A 14,847-nucleotide genomic window follows, 5' to 3' on the forward strand; every position below is an offset into this window, starting at 1 on the left:
TCACCCCTCCGCCTCGATCCGTTCGAGCAGCGCCCGCACCTCCGCCGCCTTCGACACAAGCTGGTCGGCCTCGGCCACCAGCGCCCCTCGGCGCACGTCCTCGGCGCAGAGTTTCCCATCGGCCAGCGCCACCGCCATCGCCGTGGACACGTCCGAAAATTCCTTGATCAGCTCGGCTAACCGCAGATGCGCTTCGGTCGATCCGGGCAGCACGACGTTGGCGACGAACGATCCGCCGTTGCGCGCGCACATTTCGCGCGTGACGTGCGGCCAGCCGGGCAGGCCGACGGTGCGCGCTTCCAGATCGAGAGCAGCGTCAACCGGGATGAACGTGTCGACGTTGACCAGCGCATAGTCGCTGAAGGACTGCTGCCGCTTTATGCGCCGGCTATATTCGGCCGCGCGCGCCTGTCCGCCGGCCGCGTCGATCAGCTCGCCGGTGGCGACCTTCAGCGACTGTCGCCGGGAATCATGCTGCACCATACGGTCACGCATCGATCCGCTCCCCGGTAAAACTCAGTGCATTACCGCTGGTGGCGGCGATCATTTCGGACTCCAAACCACCGTTATGAGCAGGGCTTGGCGACGGACCATCGGAAGCGTGATCGTTGGGGGCGGAGCCGCCGGCTTGCCGCGTGGCGTCAACGATAACGCCGTCTGCCCAATCGCCGCGAATGTCGAAGAAGCGGCCGATCTCCTCGGCGAGGTAATCCGCGAGAATGATGACCAGCCGCCAGCCCAGCCAGCCGAGCGCGACGATCAGGCCTCCGACTGTGAGCCCCCCCGCGTCCATCATGGCGCTGTCGCCGGCACGAGCGGCAGCTGCGGCTCATCAGCTATCGCTTCGAGCGCGCTCGCCAGCTCCTCTGACTTGCCGCGCGCGGCCGCAGCCAGGCACACATGATCGAACCGAGCCTTGGACATGCCGATGCGGCGCCAGCTATCGACGGTCGATGTCGGGGTGAAGGTGAAGCCGGATACGGTGCCGGTGCCGCCGAGGGCATCAAGCACCACGACGGCGCGCGCGCCGTCGAGGGCAAAGGGTTCGGGGAGGGTTTGTCCGTCCATGGGCTGCTACATCCGATAATCGGATGTAGATTACAAGCAGAATTATCCGATTATAGGCGTTGCGATAATCGGATGGGTCGCCTTGATGGCGAAATGGAAGAAACGCCGGCACAATGGGTCAAGCGCCGCATGGTCGAAAAGGGCCTGCGTCAGGTCGACCTCGCCAACGCGATCGGCGCCAACAACCCGAACAAGATCAGCAAGGCGTTCGCGGGCGATCGGCAGTTCAAGGTCCATGAGATGGACATCCTCCGCGCCCTGCTCGCGGAGGGACCACCCGCGACGCCGGTTGACGGCTCTGCAGTGCGGTACATCCCGTTTGTCGGAAAGGTGCCAGGCGGAAACTGGCGTGAGGCGGTTCAGCAGGCGCTGGGGACTATCCCCGTCGCGGCGGAAGGAATGCCCGTCAATGCCGTAGCGCTGAAAGTCGTGGGCGACTCAATGAACAGGCTGGTGGATGACGGGGGCTATATCATCTTTGACCCCGATGACCGCTCGCTTTTCCCCGACAAATTCTATGTCATTCAGAACGCCGAGGGTGAGACCACCTTCAAGCAATTCAAGTCCGATCCGGCGAGGCTGGTGCCCTGCTCACTCAATCCGGCGTATCAGGACATATTGATCGGCGATCAGCCCTTCTCGATCGTCGGCCGCGTGATCGCCTTTCACGGCCGGCTATAGGCCAGCGTCAGGCGGCCTGCTCTTCAATGGAGAAAACTTTCTCCATCCCGCCGGGCACGATGGTGAACCACTGCCCCCACTCGTCATAGGCGCCCAAGCCCAGCTCGATCGCATCGCGGCGCGCATGTTCCCGATCGTCGCGCCAAGGCGCACTCGGCTTCCCAAAACACGTCACCCGATACCATCGAACTGCTGTACGCATCCTTCACCCCCTCTGAGTCGCGGCGATGAAATGTGGAACATTGGCAGAACAAACGTCAATAAGGTCAATCACATAATCCGATAGTCGGATTTTCCATTTGCTATTAAGCTCCGATTATCGGATATGCCGACCGTCACAACGACGGAGGCAGCAATGCACAGTTCCCAATTCGATCCCCTCGGCAGCGTCACCGATTGGCTGAAGGCCCGCACGTACCGCGCCCCGCAGCAGAAGGACTGGACGCCCGAAGATAACCTCTTCGTGGACTATCATCGCCACGCCGAGGCCGCCGGTCTCGCGCCCAGCGAGCGGGTCGATCGCGAGACCTTCCGCAACGAACTCCACGCCATGTCCGATCGCGGCCCGGATCACCGTCTGGCGAAGGCCGAGGGATCAAGCCTCGAACGCTGGGTCGATTGCTGGCCGCGCACCTTGCGCCACGCCCAAAGGCTGGCCGCATGATCATCGTGATCCACGGCCCGCCGGCCTGCGGCAAAACCTTCAACCGCGAGCGGCTGCGCGAGCACTTCGGCTGCCGGCGTATCGTCGACAGCTGGGACGCGTATAGCGGACAGGGCGACGGCCGCAGTCAGCGCCTGCGCGACGGCGACCTGATCCTGACGTGCGACAGCCCGGAAGCGATCTACGGATCGAAGGCGCTACGCGGGATGTCCTATGGCGTCCACGCCTTCGAAGCGGCGATCGAAGCCGCCGGCGGGCGGATCAGCTGATGCGCTGTTATCGCACCAGCACCGGCCTGTTCGTCGGCACTCAGGCGGAGGGCGGCGACGCCTTCTCGCGGATCGTCGTGCCCGACGACAAGCCCGCCCTGCTCAACTTCCTGAACGCCCTCGCGGGCGAGCAGCAACCCGAGCCAGCCGAGCGCGTCACGCCTTCGGCACCGCCTCCCATCCAGCCTGCACCGTCGCGCCAACCGACCGGGCCGATCACACTAGCCGACGCCGAGACCTTCATTCAGGAGGCCGACCACCGTCAGCTCGCCAGCCTCGCCGAGAACGTCATCCTGCGCATGCGCGAGTTGGGCAAGGGCGCGGGGCTATGAGGCGACTTCGCCTGATCGAATGGGGGCCGACGAAAGGGGAACGCGTCGCCAGTGGCGAATGCGCCATCGCCGGCTGTCGCGCACCGACCGATGGAGTCGTTACGCCCTATTGCCGCGTTCACAGGACCACCTTTGCCGGTTCGCCGTCGCCCTATCCATTCACGCCAGCCGGCCGCATGACGATCGGAGGGCGGCCATGACCCCCGCGCCCGCCATGACGCAAGATGGCTTCCATCCGGCCTTTGCCGAACTGGCCGAGCATATGCTCCGCGAGCGCGAGCGAGCTTGGCCCGATATGGTCAAGGCCGGCAAGCTGCCTCAGGGCACGGCCAGCCACCGCCTGTTCGTCCTGCGCTCGATCGCCGAAATCTGGCGGTGCGCGGCCGACAATCTCAACCCGAAGCGGCACTTCATGGGCGTCACCCGCGCCGAGGCGCTCGAAGAACTCGCGGTCGCGATCGACGCAGCCGAGACCCGCTGCCGCCACAAGCCAGAAGACGCCCAGCGCCAACTGCAGCGCGATCAGCTGATCGCCATGCGCTGGTGGCACGCCCGCTATCCCGCCGGCCGCACCTCCTACGCCATGAACATGCTTCTAATGGTCAAGCACGAGGCCAACCAGCTCGCGCAGGCGGCCGCCACCCCCGAGCAAAGGAACGCCGCATGAGCGAACGTCCGTTCATCGCTTGGTATGGGCAAGGCCCGCTGCCTGCAACCGGTTCGACCGTGGTGGAGGTCCAGCTGCGAATCGGCACGGTCCACGCCGAGCGGGCTGACTTTATCATGTGGTACTGGTGCCGCCGCTCAAAGACATCGTTCGATGTCGTCGCTTATCGCTTGCCTGCGGCTGACTAAGGCCGTGGACCATGCCCCCGCTATAAAGCCCGCTGGCGGAAATAGCGCCCCTCCCAGCCGTAACCGGACCTGTGCGGAGTGCCTCGCGCCCTATGCTAGCCCGCAGCCGGGACAGCTATTCTGCTCCCCGGCGCACCGCTTGGCCTTTCAGGATCGCATGCGCATCCGGGGCCGCCAGCTCGTCCCGCTCGAACTCGCGGTGATGGCAACGCGGCAAGGCCGCATCGGCGACAAGGATGCCGGCGTCCGTGCGGCGCGATCCGCCAACCGCCTCAAGCGCCAGTGGATCGTTGAGGATCGTGACGCCGGCCGGATGCCGATGGATCAATATATCCGCCGGCTGCTCAAGCATCACGATCTGCCGATATGAACGCGCAGTCGGCCATGAAGGGCGCTCGCGCCTATCCCGGCAAGGTCGCGATCCGCCACGCGGTCGAGGCCGCGCGCGACCTCGGCCTTGACGTGGCCGGGATCGAAGTCACCCTAGACGGTACGATTCGCATACTCGAAGCCCGCGCCCAGCCGGCGATGAAATCAGAGTCGCTGTTCGATCAGCTCGAAGCCGAGGGAAAGATATGAACGATCCGGAACGGCAAACGCCCCCGATCGACTGGACCTATAACGCGAACGGCCACACTGGCATGATCCCGCAGGCGTCTGAAGAAGAGGCGATGGCGCTGATTGATGGCCGGCCAGCTGTGCTGGTCGGCTATTCGTTCGACTTCGACGCCAGGGCCATCAAGTACCGCGCGCTCTATCTCCCATGATCGAAGGCGTCCACTATGTCCGCAGTGCCAAGCCCGGCAAGCCCGTGCGCTGGTACGTCTATGCGTGGCGCGGCGGCCCCGTCATCCTGAAGGCTGACGGCCCGACCAAGCCTAAGCTCGGCAGGGCTGAAGTCGCCGCCATCGCGGCAGCGCACGAAGATCAGAAAGCGGTCAAGGCCGACATGCTCGCCGGCGTCGCCCGCGCATGGCAACGCAGCCCCGAATGGCTGGGCCTTGCCAGTTCGACCCGCACCCTTTGGGGCGGCGAACTGGACCTGATCGAGGCCAAATGGGGCACGTTACCGATCGGCCTTTGGAACGATTACCGCATGGTCGCCAAGGTGATCGCATGGCGCGACAGCCGCGCCGCCACCCCGCGCGCCGCCGATCAGGGCGTCAAGGTTCTATCCGAGCTGCTGAAGTTCGCCAAGCTGCGCGCCATGATCAAGATCAACGTCGCCGCCGACGTGCCGGGCATCTATCGCGCCGCCGATCGCGCGGAGATCATCTGGACGCCTGAAGATCTGGAGAAGGCCGAGGCGGCCGCCATCGCGATCGAGCGGCCGCGCGCGCTGGATATCATCCGCCTCGCCTGTCTCACCGGTATGCGTCGCGCCGATCTCGCCGCCCTGACATGGGACGAGGTCTCGGATCATGCCATCATCCGCACGGCGCTGAAGCGCAGCCGGGGCCGCCGGCGGCGCGCAGTCATCCCGATGCACCCCGAACTCGCCAAGCTGCTCGCCGAACTGCGCAAGCTGCCCCGCGCCGAAGGCGTCAATCATGTGCTGGTCGGCGCGCGCGGACGCCCTTGGAAACCGGAAAGCATCACCGAAGCCGTCATCGCCATCACGAAGGCTGGCGGCATCGCCGAGCCGGCCGTGCCCGAACTAGACCAGCCGGAACGCCGCAAGCACTTGCACGACTGCCGGGGCACCTTCGTGACGCACCTGTGCCGGGCAGGGCTTACCGACGAAGAGATCGCCAACATCGCGGCATGGTCGGTCGAAAGCGTCAGCCGAATCCGTCGCACCTATGTTGACGACGCGGCCGTTGTGGTGGCATTGAGCGAACGGATCAGGCGGGCGTTGTAAAACGCCCTGTAAAACGAGGTGGCGATATGGCTGCTAAGTGCTTGAATATGCGGGCGTAGCATAGTGGTAATGCTCTAGCCTTCCAAGCTAGCTAGGAGGGTTCGATTCCCTTCGCCCGCTCCAGCAATACAGTACCAGTGTCGATGTTGGGGCTTCCCGCAGCCAGGGCGAGGATGTTCGCCAAGCGGCCTGTGATCTCGATTTCCACGCCGCGCGGCCCCTCGGCTGGCTTCACCGTGATTCGTTCGATAAGGCTGCGCAGGACCGGCGCGGCTTCCTCCCGGTTGTCTGCATCGCCGGTCAGGGTGCGGGCGAGGTCGTCCATCTGGCGGCGATAGTCGTCGATGATTGACGGGTGGAGCGCGACGACGTTGTGGGCCTCGATCTCTCGCATGTCCTCGGCAAGGCGGTCGCGATCGGCGCGGGCCTTGCCCAGCGCGGCGCGGATTTCGGCGAAGTCGCTGCCGCCTTCGGCAACGGCGGCAACGAGGCGGTCGACTTTGCGCGATGCCTCGGCGTGGCGGCGCTCGATTTGTGCGCGATCGCGACGGGCGGCGGTCGCCGCCTCGGCGCTCGCCCGGTGGTATTCGGCGACGTAGATGCTGACCAGTTCGGGATCGAGCATCTGTTCCTGCAATCCGCCGATCACGCGGGCCTCAAGCCGATCGACGGTGATCATCCGGCTATTGGTGCAGCCGCCGCCGTCACGTTCACGGCTGCAGCCCATCTTGTGCGCGGTCACGACGCTGTAGCCGCCGCCGCAGATGCCGCAGACTACCAGCCCCGAGAGAAGCCGCTTGGGCCGGCGATGCAGAACGGGTTTCAGGGTGGCGACGCTTTCGAAGCGATGTGCGACGGCCCGCCATAGCGCCTCGTCGACGATGCGAAGGTGCGGCACCGGCTCGACAAGCCATTCGCTCTGCGGGTTCGCGCGGATCCGCACCTTGCGGCTCATGGGGTCTGTCACCTTGCTGGTGCGATTGTGGACCAGCTCGCCCCGATAGAGCCGGTTGATCAGCATCCCGTTGTGCCGGGTTCGATCGCCGTGAATGGTCGAGGCGCGCCATGTGCCGCCACTCGGTCCGGCTATGCCATCGGCGTTGAGGCGGAGCGCGATCGCGCGAGCGTTCGATCCGTCCGCATATTCGGTGAAGATCCGCCGGACGATCACCGCCTGATCGGGATCTATCTCGCGCAGGCCGCGAATCACCTCGCCGCGCTCGTCGAAGCGGTTGGCGCGGCGGTAGCCAAAGGCGAGGCCGGCGGGCGCGCGTCCCTGCGCGACCACGCCGCGCTGGGCGCGCTTGATGTTGAACGCCAGATCCTTGCGCTGCTGCGCGTCGAGGAAGCCTTTGACCCAGCCCTTGATGTCGTCGATCTCGCCGTCGGCGAGCGTGAACAGCCGGACCTTGGCGCAAGTGAGCTGCTCGCGGATCGAATAGGCGTCGCCCTGGTGCCGCGCTATGCGGCTGGTCGACTCGGCCAGAACCTGATCGATGCCGCCGGCGGTGGCGCGCGCCAACATGGCGTTGAGGCCGGGCCGTTGGCTGATGCCGGCCGCGCCGCTGATCGCATAGTCCGTATAGACGTCAACGATCTCCCAGCCTTCCGCATGCGCGCGCTCACGGCAAATGCGGATCTGGTCCTCAATCGACCGGGCGTTTTGAAGGTCGCTGCTAAAGCGGGCGTAAATCAGGGTGCGCATGCGAATCGGCTTTCTCGGTTCGCGCGCGAGCGTCGCGGCGCGCGGCGGCGCGCGCAAGCGCCTTGGCAAGTTCGACCAGAGCGGGATCGGGCTTGCGGCTCATAGCGGCAGATCGAAATGCTTGGCGTAGCGGGTGACATAGTCGACCATCGACATCCGGCGCGCGGCCTTGTCCTCGGCCGCCCACCGGGCGATCAGGCGCTGATAGACCGCGCGCGCCGCCTTGCCCGTCTCGCGGGCGGCGGCGTCGCCGGCAGTGCCGCTGCGGGTCATCCGGTCGGCCATGGCGTAGGGGAGCAGCTGACGGCCCCGGATCCGCATGCGCTGCTGAAAGGCCCTGCGGTGCGCGGTGGAGCAAAACAGCTTTCCCCGCTGTACGCCGGTCAGGGGCGCAGGGCATTCGGCGCAGCGGCAAGGATTGCCGACGACGGGCTGTGCGACGCTATGGGGCGTTTCGGGGGAGGCGTGGGCCACGGCTCAAGGTTTCGACTGATCGCCGGTAACATCGGGCTCGTCGAGCGCCATGATCAGGTCGGCAATCTCGCCGGCTTGATAGGCTGGAAGTTTGCCGTGCTCGATCAGGATCTTGGCGACGTTATCCCGGTTCCGATCTTGGCGTATCATCCATTCGGCCATGTCAGCGTAGTCGGTGTTGTCCCAGACCGCGCCTATTCCGCCGCATTCGCTACAGCCACCGCCAAGGACACACCGCAGGACGGCACTGTGCGGATATGAGCCGACGGGATAGCCGTCTTCCGTCTCGTAGCACCCCGAGCATGGACTCCAGAAGCCATCGCCGTTGATCTCGACCAGCTCGCGCACGTGCTCGCCGATGGTGAGCAACGGGTCGGTCATGCTGCCTCCTGACGGCGCGGGGTGCCGCGCATCTTGTGGGTGAGTTCGACCATCGTGAGCGGTCCGCGAGGGTGGCGGCGGAGCCACCACATCATCGCGAACAGGCAATCACGCCGATCGGCCAGCATCGGATTGAGCGGACTTTTCGCTGCCAGTGCGTGCGCCCCGGCATAAGCCGCCGCGAGCGCGCCGTGCATGTCGACATCGTCGACGGCGATCGGCTGATCGGGCAAGGTGCAGTCCGCGGCATGACGCCAGAGGCGGGCGATCTCCGACATGATAAGGATCCCGCGATCGGCATCCTCCTGCGTCATCTTGCCCTCGCCGACACGGGCCGGATAGTTGGAGATGCGCTGGTCGCGCATCCAAGCGGCATAGGCCGCAAGGTCCGGATGGCAGTGAAGCGCGAAGCGGGGCGGCGGCTCACCGATCATAGCAGGCCGCGCATCCAGGCGATCGCGACGCCGAAGCCCATGTAGAGGACGAGCGCGCCCGCCGCCGCGACGGTGATCATCCAGCCTTCGGGCTCGGGCTGCGGCTCGATGCGCATCAGTTGAAGGCCCCGAGCTGCCGCGCGGGGATCAGGTAGCGCGGCCAGCACATTTCATAGCGTTTGACCGCGCCCACCTGACACAGCAGCTCGCGCGGCTCGCGATCGCATCGCTTGGCAAGATCGGCGCCGAACGCCTGCTCGTCCTGGATCTGGTCGGCGGCGACGCCGGTCAGGCCGCAGAACTCGCGATAGTCCGAATAAAGGATCGTCAACGGGGTCCAGCCCGTGATCTTCTTCGGCAGTTCGGTGCGCTGCTTGAACCAGCTATCGATGGTGAGATTTACGCGCTTATCGATCTTGGCGCGGGTGCGGCGGCGAGCGGGTGTCGCGGCCGGGAGAGATGGGCTGTGCATCGGTGCCTCCGTCTGTTGAACGGGGCACCATCTACAAATCTTTTGTTATATTGGCAACAAAAGTTTTGTTATCAGTCGTCGGGGTATGTCTCGTCGGGCCAAAAATCCACGTCCTCTATGGGATCTGCGGCGACGTCCCGCTCTGGCAGCACAGGTTCCGAGCCGTCGAAAGTCGCGCGAATTATCGCGCCTTGGGGCGCGGCTGATTGGAAGATTGCCAAGACGTCTAGCCCGGCGCGAATCTTTGACCCGACCAAGGCGCAGCGGTCAGCCGTTAGATAGCCGATTTGTATTCCGCGAGCCGACATCACCATGATGGCGCGGGGGTCGACAGGGTTGTCGGGTTCAGGCGCTAGAATAACGCGCTCGCCGGGCTTGCAGGTTGCGATCTCGAATCGGCGTGGGATTGCCCCCCGCAGTCGTGGTTTGCGGTTAGGGTAGTCCGCGCCAACGACGACCAGAGATAGCGTCGTTATAGGCATCTCGGGTTAGTTGCCTAACACCACGCGCCGGGTCTGGCCGCCTTTGACGCTTACTTTCGCCATGAGCGCGCCGCCTTGTGTTTGCGCTACATATCGCCCTGGAACCGTCCAAGTGACTATGGAGATAACGTAGTAGCTGCCGTCCGGAACGCCATCGAACTGAAAGTATCCTTGGCCATCGCATCGCGTCGTTCGAGTCGAACGTATGTAGCCGACCGGCGGTTCTTCAAGTCGCGGATAAGAGTGGACGTCACGGTAGCCCTGCTGATCGACGCCGTAGATCCTCGATATCCGTTCGTCCGCATAGGCAGATTGCGGGACGAGCGTGACTTCAAGGGCGGCGCATGTGCGCGGCTCTCCTCCGCGGGTACGCAATAGGGCTGTGCCGGTTACGGTGTTCCTGCCGTCAACCGCGGCCCACGCGACGTCGGAGTCCGCCCAGGCTGGCCAACTTACCGTCGGTTGATCCTGCGCACTCGCTTCTGCCGAATGCAGCAGAAGCGCCGCGGCGGCAGCCCATAGTAATTTCATACCCCCTCCTAGAGCCGACGGCCAAGCCAAACGACGCGACCGAGTAGATAGATATCCTCGGCACTCACCTCTTGATTCTCCACGTCTTTGTTATCCGAAATAACCAGGACCTTGTCAGGCCCGATTGCCCGTAAGCGCTTGATCGCGCCAGCACCGTAGAGGCTGATCGCCCAAATCCGATCCTGCATATTTAATGTGCGCTGCATGGTGTCGACGATGACGAGGTCGTTATCGAGCATCGTCGGAAACATGCTGTCGCCCGCGCCGCTCGCGACGAACACTCTGTCGGCGGGCGATCGGGTAATGCGACTGAGCAGGCTTGCATCAAAATCAAGCGTGCCTTCCTCGACATAGTCGTCGATGTTGGCACCCGGCCCCATCGAATAGCTGAGATCGACTTGGCGGAGTGCGACCGAATTCTCCGCTGTTGCTGAGACCGTTAGCTCGCGGGCAGAGGGTTTTGGCGCATCTTGCTCGAAGGCCATCGCCACATAGCGCAACCAATGCGGGATCCTCTTGGCTCCCGGTTGCTCAAATCCGGATATCAACTGCTGCGACAGTTTGAGGTGGCTCCCGTCAGCTATGGCAAACGCCTTTGCACGCTCAGCCAAAGTGCCGGTCGACCATCCACGCGCCTCGCGATTAGAGCGGATCCAAGCGCTAGCTTCGCGCGGGTCGGTCGGAACATCCATCCGACAGCGCTACAAAAATAGTTGTAGATGCGCGCCTACAAAACTTCTGTTGCAATGATGACAAAAGTTTTGTAGCGGTCGGCGGATGGAACAGGAAAGCCTCGCCAAAGCTCTACGCGACGCGGTTGAGCAGGCCGGAAACAACCAGTCAGCCTTCGCCCGAGCGATCGGCATGTCGCAGCAGCGCGTCTCGTACCTTCTCGATAACGGCAAGGCACTGCCGGCTGAGTTCGTCTTGCGTGCGGAGGATGCCGGGTTCGGCTCGCGGCACCACCTGCGGCCAGATCTGTACGCACGGCCTTGTCCCGTTTGCTCGGGTGGCGAGGCGGCTGCGACGTGACGCGCTTGGGGGGATCCGACATCGTCGGCGTTCGCGGCAATCGGGCGGACGGGCGGCGGTGCAGGCAGGATGATGCCTGCGATGGTCCAATTCATTCTCATGGCGTGACGACCTCTGCCGAAACGATCGGCGGAACAAGCGGCAGGACGGGCAAATTTGCCGGGGCGGCGCGCCATGACTGACGTGCTGCCGCCTGAAAAACAGGAATTGAAGGTCACGTTCCGGGCGCTGGTGCGCGCCGTCGGCGGTCAGGAGGCCTGTCCCGGCGTGGCGCGCTACAGCCGGCACCAGACCTATTCCGAGTTCGCATCGATCGAGCATGTCGAGAAGTTCGCTCCGATCGACGTCATCGCGGATCTGGAAGCCGTCACGCACGGCCTGCCCGGTCATCCCCATGTCACGCGCAAGCTGTGCAGGATGGCGGGCGGGGCGTTCGTGAAGCTGCCGCCGGCGGAGATCACCGCCGTCGACTGGCACAAGGCGCTCGCCGCGCTGATCGAGGAGAGCCGCGACGTCTCAATGCGGCTGCTCGCCGCGCTGGGCGATGCGGCGACGCCGGGCATCGTGACGGCCAGCGAAATCGAGGCAAGCAAGATGATCGAGGAGACCGACGCGTTGATCAGCGTCGGCGTGAACCTCCGCGAAATGCTCAAGCGTGTCGTGGCGGGGGATAGCTGACCATGTTGGGGGGCAGTCTTCTCCAGCGGCTGGACCGGATTTTCCGTGATCGCATCGCCCATGTGCCGGCTCACGCCACCGCCCCCGTCGGTGGCTCGCTGACCGGCGCGGAGGCGGTGCGCCAGGGCGACGGCGCGGCGGGCCTGCTCCCCCACGCCGTGCTGTCGCCCGTTCCAACGATCGCCGGCGTGCCGCTGGGGGAAGCGCACCGCGGGCCGCTGTGGCGGGCGGTTCGCTGGGGCGGTCAGCAGACGTTGCTGGTCGGCCCCGGCGTCACGCTCACGCTCTGCCCGTCGGGGGTGGGCGCCATTCAGGCCGCTTTATCGGCCGTCGATCCGAAACGCAGCGAAGGGGGACAGTCATGATGGCATTGCAGGTGCATTTCGAAACCTCGGTCGCGGCGAATGACGATCCGGCGGCGACCGAACTTGGCGAGCTGCTGGGCTTTCATCGGATCGGCGGGGATGCCGCCGTCATGCTGCCCGACGCGGTGACCGCCTGGGTCCGTGGCGCGGGGAATGGGACGTCGATCGTCTATGCCGTCGGGCATCTGCCGACATGGTCGAAAGGGCCGTCGGCAATGCGCGAGCTGTGCGCGCGCGGGTTCGTAAACCTGACGTGCAAGCGGGACGTGGCCCCCAAGCAGTATATCGCGCAGCGGACCTCCAAGCCGTGGATCGAGGCGGCGCAGGCTGCGCCCGCCCGTCGCACGGCGCGCCCGGTCCCCTGCTATGCGGCCCATCTTGCGGAGTTGATGATGCTGATCGCGGAATGGTCGGCGGCGGAAACCCCGATGCCGACCAATAGCGAGATTGCGGGGCTCCTCGGCCTCGATCGCGGCGTGCAGGTCGCCTATCTGCTCGGCGTCCTCGACAAGGCTAACCAGATCCGTCGGCGCACGATCGACGGCCCGCCGCACCGGATCATCACCGTCGTCAAGACGGGCCTGAGCACCGGCACCTATGGGGGTGTGGCATGAAGGTCGCGGCGATCGACGGGTTTACGCGCGTCCTGGGCGCGCCGCGCGGCTGGACCCCGGAAACGAGCGGCGAGTGCGGGGCTCTGCCGATCCGCGACGGCCTTAACGGCGACGTCTACTGCATGACTTCGGCCTGGGAGCCGACGCCCGAAGATATCGCGGCGATCGTGGGCGGCGCGAAGATCTATCTGCGCGTGCTGGGCACCGTGCATCCGCCGGTGTCGGTGTTCGTGGAGGGGCTCGATTGATGTCAGCCCGTCGGATCCAGATCCGCCGCAGTGATCGTCAGGCGTCCGCCTTCGGGCACCTGCCCGCGATTGAAGCGGCGCCGCACGGCGTGCTCGATTGCGTAGCGCGGAGCTTTGCGCGCGTCGGCGGCGACTGTCACGTCAACGTTCACCAGCACCTTGATCGTCGGATCTTTCGCCATCGCGCCGATCTGCCGCGCCGGGCGCATGCTTGCAAGGGCTCGCTGGCATGATGCTGCCTCGCGCCTTCCTCTCGACAGCCGTTTTGCTCCGGATTCCGAACTACAGCTGCTCGCTGCCGACCGGCACGACACCGGGAAAATATTGGCGGCGCGCTGCGGCTTACCGGTTTCAGGAGCCCAGCGACCAGTGGTTGATCGGCCAGTATGGCGAGCCGTTTCCCGAGGGGCATGAACTCCAAGGCCGGTCGCCGATCAGGTGGTGGCAGGTGGTCGTGACGGACGCGCCCCGCTTCTGGCCGCGCGACGTGGTCGTGGCGCGAGATCAGCGCCCCGAGTGGCGCCGCAATTGGGCAAGTGGCGGGGTTTTGCCGAGCCGCTTCTATATCGTGGGAGAGCAAGCGTGAAACTGACAATCGAACGCGCCGGGCTGCTGGCGGTGCTGGGGCAGGCCAAGGCGGTGGTGGAGCGGCGGAACACGACGCCGATCCTCGCCAACGTGCTGCTCGATGCGGGCAACGGCTTCCTCAGAGTGACAGCAAGTGATCTCGATATCGAGATCGTGCTCGTCGTCGAGGCCGCGGCGATCGATATGCCGGGGCGGATCACGGCCGATGCGAACATGCTGTTCGATATCGCCCGCAAGCTGCCCGAGGGGTGCCAGATCGCGCTAACTGCGGCCGACGGCAAGCTGGCCGTCACCGGTGGGCGGGCGCGGTTCAGCCTGCAGACCTTGCCGGCCGAAGATTTCCCGACGCTGATCAGCGGCGACATGCCGACGGTGTTCAGCCTGTCGCCGGATGTCCTCAAAGGCCTGATCGACAAGACGCGCTTTGCGATTTCGACCGAGGAGACCCGCTATTATCTCAACGGGATCTACTTCCATCTTGGCGATGGCGGCGCGTTGACCGCCGCCGCGACCGATGGTCACCGGCTGGCGGTGGTCACGCTGCCCGAAGACGCTGATCTCGACGGCGAGGCGATGCCCGACATCATCATCCCGCGCAAAGCGGTGGGCACGGTGCGCAAGATGCTCGACGGGCTGGACAAGGAAAGCCTTGTCGAGATCGGCGTGTCGTCGACCAAGATCCGTTTCCACCTGGGCGATGCCGTGCTGACCGCCAAGCTGATCGACGGCCAGTTCCCCGATTATACGCGGGTGATCCCGCGCGATAACGAGAAGTTGCTGCGCGTCGATCCGGCCGCGCTGGCGCTCGCGGTCGACCGGGTGGCGACGATCGCGACGGAGAAGACCCGGTCGGTGAAGTTCACCGTCTCCAAGGATCTGGTGACGCTGTCGGTAACGAGCCCCGAATTCGGCGTCGCGGTCGAGGAGGTCGTCGCCGACTATGGCGACGCGGCGATCGAGATGGGGTTCAACGCCCGCTATCTGCTCGACGTGCTCGCCCAGGTCGGGGGCGATAGCGCGGAGATGCTGTTGAGCGTGCCCGCGGTAGCGGCGCTGATCCGCCAGCATGAAGGCGCGGCGGCGACCTTCGTCATCATGCCGATGCGGGTCTGA

Annotated in this window: 29 protein-coding genes and 1 tRNA gene; 18 read left to right on the forward strand and 12 right to left on the reverse strand. The window is 65.1% G+C overall.

Annotated features, from left to right (window positions below):
* The 3 genes from WP12_RS16820 to WP12_RS25350 are packed head-to-tail and all read right to left on the reverse strand — an operon-like array spanning position 1 to position 1,068.
* A complete protein-coding gene (locus WP12_RS16820) occupies positions 1–495 on the reverse strand; it encodes a hypothetical protein (protein WP_152664043.1) in 495 nt (164 codons plus the stop codon).
* Positions 488–796, reverse strand: a complete 309-nt coding sequence (locus WP12_RS16825; protein WP_046194832.1) for a hypothetical protein — start codon at positions 794–796, stop codon at positions 488–490. Before WP12_RS16825 ends, WP12_RS16820 begins: the two co-directional genes overlap by 8 nt.
* Positions 793–1,068, reverse strand: a complete 276-nt coding sequence (locus WP12_RS25350; protein WP_046194833.1) for a hypothetical protein — start codon at positions 1,066–1,068, stop codon at positions 793–795. The genes WP12_RS16825 and WP12_RS25350 overlap by 4 nt, the downstream gene beginning before the upstream one ends.
* A gap of 72 nt (positions 1,069–1,140) precedes the next feature.
* Between WP12_RS25350 and WP12_RS16835 the strand changes: the two genes are divergently transcribed.
* The gene (locus WP12_RS16835) at positions 1,141–1,749 is read left to right on the forward strand and encodes a LexA family protein (protein WP_046194834.1); all 609 of its coding nucleotides are present in this window, start codon (positions 1,141–1,143) and stop codon (positions 1,747–1,749) included.
* A gap of 7 nt (positions 1,750–1,756) precedes the next feature.
* Here WP12_RS16835 and WP12_RS16840 read toward each other — a convergent pair whose 3' ends face one another.
* The gene (locus tag WP12_RS16840) at positions 1,757–1,951 is read right to left on the reverse strand and encodes a hypothetical protein (RefSeq protein ID WP_046194835.1); all 195 of its coding nucleotides are present in this window, start codon (positions 1,949–1,951) and stop codon (positions 1,757–1,759) included.
* A 153-nt stretch (positions 1,952–2,104) separates the two neighbouring features.
* On the opposite strand from WP12_RS16840, the gene WP12_RS16845 reads away from it, so the two are divergent.
* The 10 genes from WP12_RS16845 to WP12_RS16885 all read left to right on the forward strand — a co-directional run bounded on the left by WP12_RS16845 (position 2,105) and on the right by WP12_RS16885 (position 5,853).
* A complete protein-coding gene (locus tag WP12_RS16845; protein WP_152664044.1) occupies positions 2,105–2,413 on the forward strand; it encodes a hypothetical protein in 309 nt (102 codons plus the stop codon).
* Positions 2,410–2,682, forward strand: coding sequence for a hypothetical protein (locus WP12_RS16850; RefSeq protein WP_046194837.1), 273 nt, complete (start codon positions 2,410–2,412; stop codon positions 2,680–2,682). Before WP12_RS16845 ends, WP12_RS16850 begins: the two co-directional genes overlap by 4 nt.
* On the forward strand, positions 2,682–3,014 hold the full coding sequence (locus WP12_RS16855) for a hypothetical protein (protein ID WP_046194838.1): 333 nt from the start codon (positions 2,682–2,684) through the stop codon (positions 3,012–3,014). The genes WP12_RS16850 and WP12_RS16855 overlap by 1 nt, the downstream gene beginning before the upstream one ends.
* Before the next feature lie 196 nt (positions 3,015–3,210).
* Positions 3,211–3,681 carry a hypothetical protein gene (locus WP12_RS16860; RefSeq protein WP_046194839.1) on the forward strand — a complete coding sequence of 157 codons (471 nt, stop codon included), beginning with the start codon at positions 3,211–3,213 and terminating at the stop codon, positions 3,679–3,681.
* Entirely contained in the window at positions 3,678–3,869 is a 192-nt protein-coding gene (locus tag WP12_RS24965) for a hypothetical protein (RefSeq protein ID WP_152664045.1), read from the forward strand. Before WP12_RS16860 ends, WP12_RS24965 begins: the two co-directional genes overlap by 4 nt.
* A 157-nt stretch (positions 3,870–4,026) precedes the next feature.
* The gene (locus WP12_RS16865) at positions 4,027–4,239 is read left to right on the forward strand and encodes a hypothetical protein (protein WP_152664046.1); all 213 of its coding nucleotides are present in this window, start codon (positions 4,027–4,029) and stop codon (positions 4,237–4,239) included.
* The gene (locus WP12_RS16870) at positions 4,236–4,448 is read left to right on the forward strand and encodes a hypothetical protein (protein ID WP_046194841.1); all 213 of its coding nucleotides are present in this window, start codon (positions 4,236–4,238) and stop codon (positions 4,446–4,448) included. The genes WP12_RS16865 and WP12_RS16870 overlap by 4 nt, the downstream gene beginning before the upstream one ends.
* A complete protein-coding gene (locus tag WP12_RS16875; protein ID WP_046194842.1) occupies positions 4,445–4,636 on the forward strand; it encodes a hypothetical protein in 192 nt (63 codons plus the stop codon). Before WP12_RS16870 ends, WP12_RS16875 begins: the two co-directional genes overlap by 4 nt.
* Complete coding sequence (locus WP12_RS16880) at positions 4,633–5,730, forward strand: tyrosine-type recombinase/integrase (RefSeq protein ID WP_046194843.1); 1,098 nt, start codon at positions 4,633–4,635, stop codon at positions 5,728–5,730. The genes WP12_RS16875 and WP12_RS16880 overlap by 4 nt, the downstream gene beginning before the upstream one ends.
* Positions 5,731–5,779: 49 nt before the next feature.
* Positions 5,780–5,853, forward strand: a tRNA-Gly gene (locus WP12_RS16885).
* On the opposite strand, the gene WP12_RS24275 is transcribed toward WP12_RS16885, so the two are convergent.
* From WP12_RS24275 to WP12_RS16930, 7 genes are all read right to left on the reverse strand, one after another.
* A complete protein-coding gene (locus WP12_RS24275) occupies positions 5,822–7,435 on the reverse strand; it encodes a recombinase family protein (RefSeq protein WP_235399180.1) in 1,614 nt (537 codons plus the stop codon). The two genes, WP12_RS16885 and WP12_RS24275, sit on opposite strands and share 32 nt — an antisense overlap.
* 99 nt (positions 7,436–7,534) lie before the next feature.
* The gene (locus WP12_RS16905) at positions 7,535–7,756 is read right to left on the reverse strand and encodes a hypothetical protein (RefSeq protein ID WP_052730452.1); all 222 of its coding nucleotides are present in this window, start codon (positions 7,754–7,756) and stop codon (positions 7,535–7,537) included.
* A gap of 156 nt (positions 7,757–7,912) precedes the next feature.
* Entirely contained in the window at positions 7,913–8,290 is a 378-nt protein-coding gene (locus WP12_RS16910) for a hypothetical protein (protein ID WP_046194847.1), read from the reverse strand.
* Positions 8,287–8,724 carry a hypothetical protein gene (locus tag WP12_RS23540; RefSeq protein WP_052730453.1) on the reverse strand — a complete coding sequence of 146 codons (438 nt, stop codon included), beginning with the start codon at positions 8,722–8,724 and terminating at the stop codon, positions 8,287–8,289. The genes WP12_RS16910 and WP12_RS23540 overlap by 4 nt, the downstream gene beginning before the upstream one ends.
* Before the next feature lie 115 nt (positions 8,725–8,839).
* Complete coding sequence (locus WP12_RS16920; RefSeq protein ID WP_046194848.1) at positions 8,840–9,196, reverse strand: hypothetical protein; 357 nt, start codon at positions 9,194–9,196, stop codon at positions 8,840–8,842.
* A gap of 71 nt (positions 9,197–9,267) precedes the next feature.
* Positions 9,268–9,678 (reverse strand): HIRAN domain-containing protein, encoded by a 411-nt coding sequence (locus WP12_RS26495; protein WP_046194849.1) that lies wholly within the window; start codon positions 9,676–9,678, stop codon positions 9,268–9,270.
* 539 nt (positions 9,679–10,217) lie between these two features.
* Positions 10,218–10,901 carry a S24 family peptidase gene (locus tag WP12_RS16930; RefSeq protein ID WP_052730454.1) on the reverse strand — a complete coding sequence of 228 codons (684 nt, stop codon included), beginning with the start codon at positions 10,899–10,901 and terminating at the stop codon, positions 10,218–10,220.
* A gap of 85 nt (positions 10,902–10,986) precedes the next feature.
* Between WP12_RS16930 and WP12_RS16940 the strand changes: the two genes are divergently transcribed.
* From WP12_RS16940 to WP12_RS16960, 5 genes are all read left to right on the forward strand, one after another.
* Entirely contained in the window at positions 10,987–11,241 is a 255-nt protein-coding gene (locus tag WP12_RS16940) for a transcriptional regulator (RefSeq protein WP_046194850.1), read from the forward strand.
* Positions 11,242–11,415: 174 nt separating this feature from the next.
* Positions 11,416–11,919, forward strand: coding sequence for a hypothetical protein (locus WP12_RS16945; RefSeq protein WP_046194851.1), 504 nt, complete (start codon positions 11,416–11,418; stop codon positions 11,917–11,919).
* Positions 11,920–11,921: 2 nt separating this feature from the next.
* Complete coding sequence (locus tag WP12_RS16950; RefSeq protein WP_046194852.1) at positions 11,922–12,284, forward strand: hypothetical protein; 363 nt, start codon at positions 11,922–11,924, stop codon at positions 12,282–12,284.
* Positions 12,281–12,898: a hypothetical protein gene (locus WP12_RS16955; protein WP_046194853.1), complete on the forward strand. Its 618-nt coding sequence runs from the start codon at positions 12,281–12,283 to the stop codon at positions 12,896–12,898. Before WP12_RS16950 ends, WP12_RS16955 begins: the two co-directional genes overlap by 4 nt.
* Positions 12,895–13,146 (forward strand): hypothetical protein, encoded by a 252-nt coding sequence (locus tag WP12_RS16960; RefSeq protein ID WP_046194854.1) that lies wholly within the window; start codon positions 12,895–12,897, stop codon positions 13,144–13,146. The genes WP12_RS16955 and WP12_RS16960 overlap by 4 nt, the downstream gene beginning before the upstream one ends.
* A 2-nt stretch (positions 13,147–13,148) precedes the next feature.
* On the opposite strand, the gene WP12_RS16965 is transcribed toward WP12_RS16960, so the two are convergent.
* Positions 13,149–13,355: a hypothetical protein gene (locus WP12_RS16965; protein WP_046194855.1), complete on the reverse strand. Its 207-nt coding sequence runs from the start codon at positions 13,353–13,355 to the stop codon at positions 13,149–13,151.
* Positions 13,356–13,375: 20 nt separating this feature from the next.
* Here WP12_RS16965 and WP12_RS16970 point away from each other — a divergent pair, with 20 nt between their 5' ends.
* Together WP12_RS16970 and dnaN are read left to right on the forward strand one after the other, a co-directional pair.
* Complete coding sequence (locus WP12_RS16970) at positions 13,376–13,732, forward strand: hypothetical protein (RefSeq protein ID WP_152664047.1); 357 nt, start codon at positions 13,376–13,378, stop codon at positions 13,730–13,732.
* The gene (gene dnaN, locus WP12_RS16975) at positions 13,729–14,847 is read left to right on the forward strand and encodes a DNA polymerase III subunit beta (RefSeq protein ID WP_046194857.1); all 1,119 of its coding nucleotides are present in this window, start codon (positions 13,729–13,731) and stop codon (positions 14,845–14,847) included. The genes WP12_RS16970 and dnaN overlap by 4 nt, the downstream gene beginning before the upstream one ends.

This window comes from Sphingomonas sp. SRS2 (assembly GCF_000971055.1).
Taxonomy (GTDB): domain Bacteria; phylum Pseudomonadota; class Alphaproteobacteria; order Sphingomonadales; family Sphingomonadaceae; genus Rhizorhabdus.

What these genes read in the sequence shown, in the direction of transcription:
- WP12_RS16820 (WP_152664043.1), bottom strand. Translation starts at nt 495, where the DNA reads ATGCGTGACCGTATGGTGCAGCATGATTCCCGGCGACAGTCGCTGAAG.
- WP12_RS16825 (WP_046194832.1), bottom strand. Translation starts at nt 796, where the DNA reads ATGATGGACGCGGGGGGGCTCACAGTCGGAGGCCTGATCGTCGCGCTC.
- WP12_RS25350 (WP_046194833.1), bottom strand. Translation starts at nt 1,068, where the DNA reads ATGGACGGACAAACCCTCCCCGAACCCTTTGCCCTCGACGGCGCGCGC.
- WP12_RS16835 (WP_046194834.1), top strand. Translation starts at nt 1,141, where the DNA reads ATGGGTCGCCTTGATGGCGAAATGGAAGAAACGCCGGCACAATGGGTC.
- WP12_RS16840 (WP_046194835.1), bottom strand. Translation starts at nt 1,951, where the DNA reads ATGCGTACAGCAGTTCGATGGTATCGGGTGACGTGTTTTGGGAAGCCG.
- WP12_RS16845 (WP_152664044.1), top strand. Translation starts at nt 2,105, where the DNA reads ATGCACAGTTCCCAATTCGATCCCCTCGGCAGCGTCACCGATTGGCTG.
- WP12_RS16850 (WP_046194837.1), top strand. Translation starts at nt 2,410, where the DNA reads ATGATCATCGTGATCCACGGCCCGCCGGCCTGCGGCAAAACCTTCAAC.
- WP12_RS16855 (WP_046194838.1), top strand. Translation starts at nt 2,682, where the DNA reads ATGCGCTGTTATCGCACCAGCACCGGCCTGTTCGTCGGCACTCAGGCG.
- WP12_RS16860 (WP_046194839.1), top strand. Translation starts at nt 3,211, where the DNA reads ATGACCCCCGCGCCCGCCATGACGCAAGATGGCTTCCATCCGGCCTTT.
- WP12_RS24965 (WP_152664045.1), top strand. Translation starts at nt 3,678, where the DNA reads ATGAGCGAACGTCCGTTCATCGCTTGGTATGGGCAAGGCCCGCTGCCT.
- WP12_RS16865 (WP_152664046.1), top strand. Translation starts at nt 4,027, where the DNA reads ATGCGCATCCGGGGCCGCCAGCTCGTCCCGCTCGAACTCGCGGTGATG.
- WP12_RS16870 (WP_046194841.1), top strand. Translation starts at nt 4,236, where the DNA reads ATGAACGCGCAGTCGGCCATGAAGGGCGCTCGCGCCTATCCCGGCAAG.
- WP12_RS16875 (WP_046194842.1), top strand. Translation starts at nt 4,445, where the DNA reads ATGAACGATCCGGAACGGCAAACGCCCCCGATCGACTGGACCTATAAC.
- WP12_RS16880 (WP_046194843.1), top strand. Translation starts at nt 4,633, where the DNA reads ATGATCGAAGGCGTCCACTATGTCCGCAGTGCCAAGCCCGGCAAGCCC.
- WP12_RS24275 (WP_235399180.1), bottom strand. Translation starts at nt 7,435, where the DNA reads ATGCGCACCCTGATTTACGCCCGCTTTAGCAGCGACCTTCAAAACGCC.
- WP12_RS16905 (WP_052730452.1), bottom strand. Translation starts at nt 7,756, where the DNA reads ATGCGGATCCGGGGCCGTCAGCTGCTCCCCTACGCCATGGCCGACCGG.
- WP12_RS16910 (WP_046194847.1), bottom strand. Translation starts at nt 8,290, where the DNA reads ATGACCGACCCGTTGCTCACCATCGGCGAGCACGTGCGCGAGCTGGTC.
- WP12_RS23540 (WP_052730453.1), bottom strand. Translation starts at nt 8,724, where the DNA reads ATGATCGGTGAGCCGCCGCCCCGCTTCGCGCTTCACTGCCATCCGGAC.
- WP12_RS16920 (WP_046194848.1), bottom strand. Translation starts at nt 9,196, where the DNA reads ATGCACAGCCCATCTCTCCCGGCCGCGACACCCGCTCGCCGCCGCACC.
- WP12_RS26495 (WP_046194849.1), bottom strand. Translation starts at nt 9,678, where the DNA reads ATGCCTATAACGACGCTATCTCTGGTCGTCGTTGGCGCGGACTACCCT.
- WP12_RS16930 (WP_052730454.1), bottom strand. Translation starts at nt 10,901, where the DNA reads ATGGATGTTCCGACCGACCCGCGCGAAGCTAGCGCTTGGATCCGCTCT.
- WP12_RS16940 (WP_046194850.1), top strand. Translation starts at nt 10,987, where the DNA reads ATGGAACAGGAAAGCCTCGCCAAAGCTCTACGCGACGCGGTTGAGCAG.
- WP12_RS16945 (WP_046194851.1), top strand. Translation starts at nt 11,416, where the DNA reads ATGACTGACGTGCTGCCGCCTGAAAAACAGGAATTGAAGGTCACGTTC.
- WP12_RS16950 (WP_046194852.1), top strand. Translation starts at nt 11,922, where the DNA reads ATGTTGGGGGGCAGTCTTCTCCAGCGGCTGGACCGGATTTTCCGTGAT.
- WP12_RS16955 (WP_046194853.1), top strand. Translation starts at nt 12,281, where the DNA reads ATGATGGCATTGCAGGTGCATTTCGAAACCTCGGTCGCGGCGAATGAC.
- WP12_RS16960 (WP_046194854.1), top strand. Translation starts at nt 12,895, where the DNA reads ATGAAGGTCGCGGCGATCGACGGGTTTACGCGCGTCCTGGGCGCGCCG.
- WP12_RS16965 (WP_046194855.1), bottom strand. Translation starts at nt 13,355, where the DNA reads ATGCGCCCGGCGCGGCAGATCGGCGCGATGGCGAAAGATCCGACGATC.
- WP12_RS16970 (WP_152664047.1), top strand. Translation starts at nt 13,376, where the DNA reads ATGATGCTGCCTCGCGCCTTCCTCTCGACAGCCGTTTTGCTCCGGATT.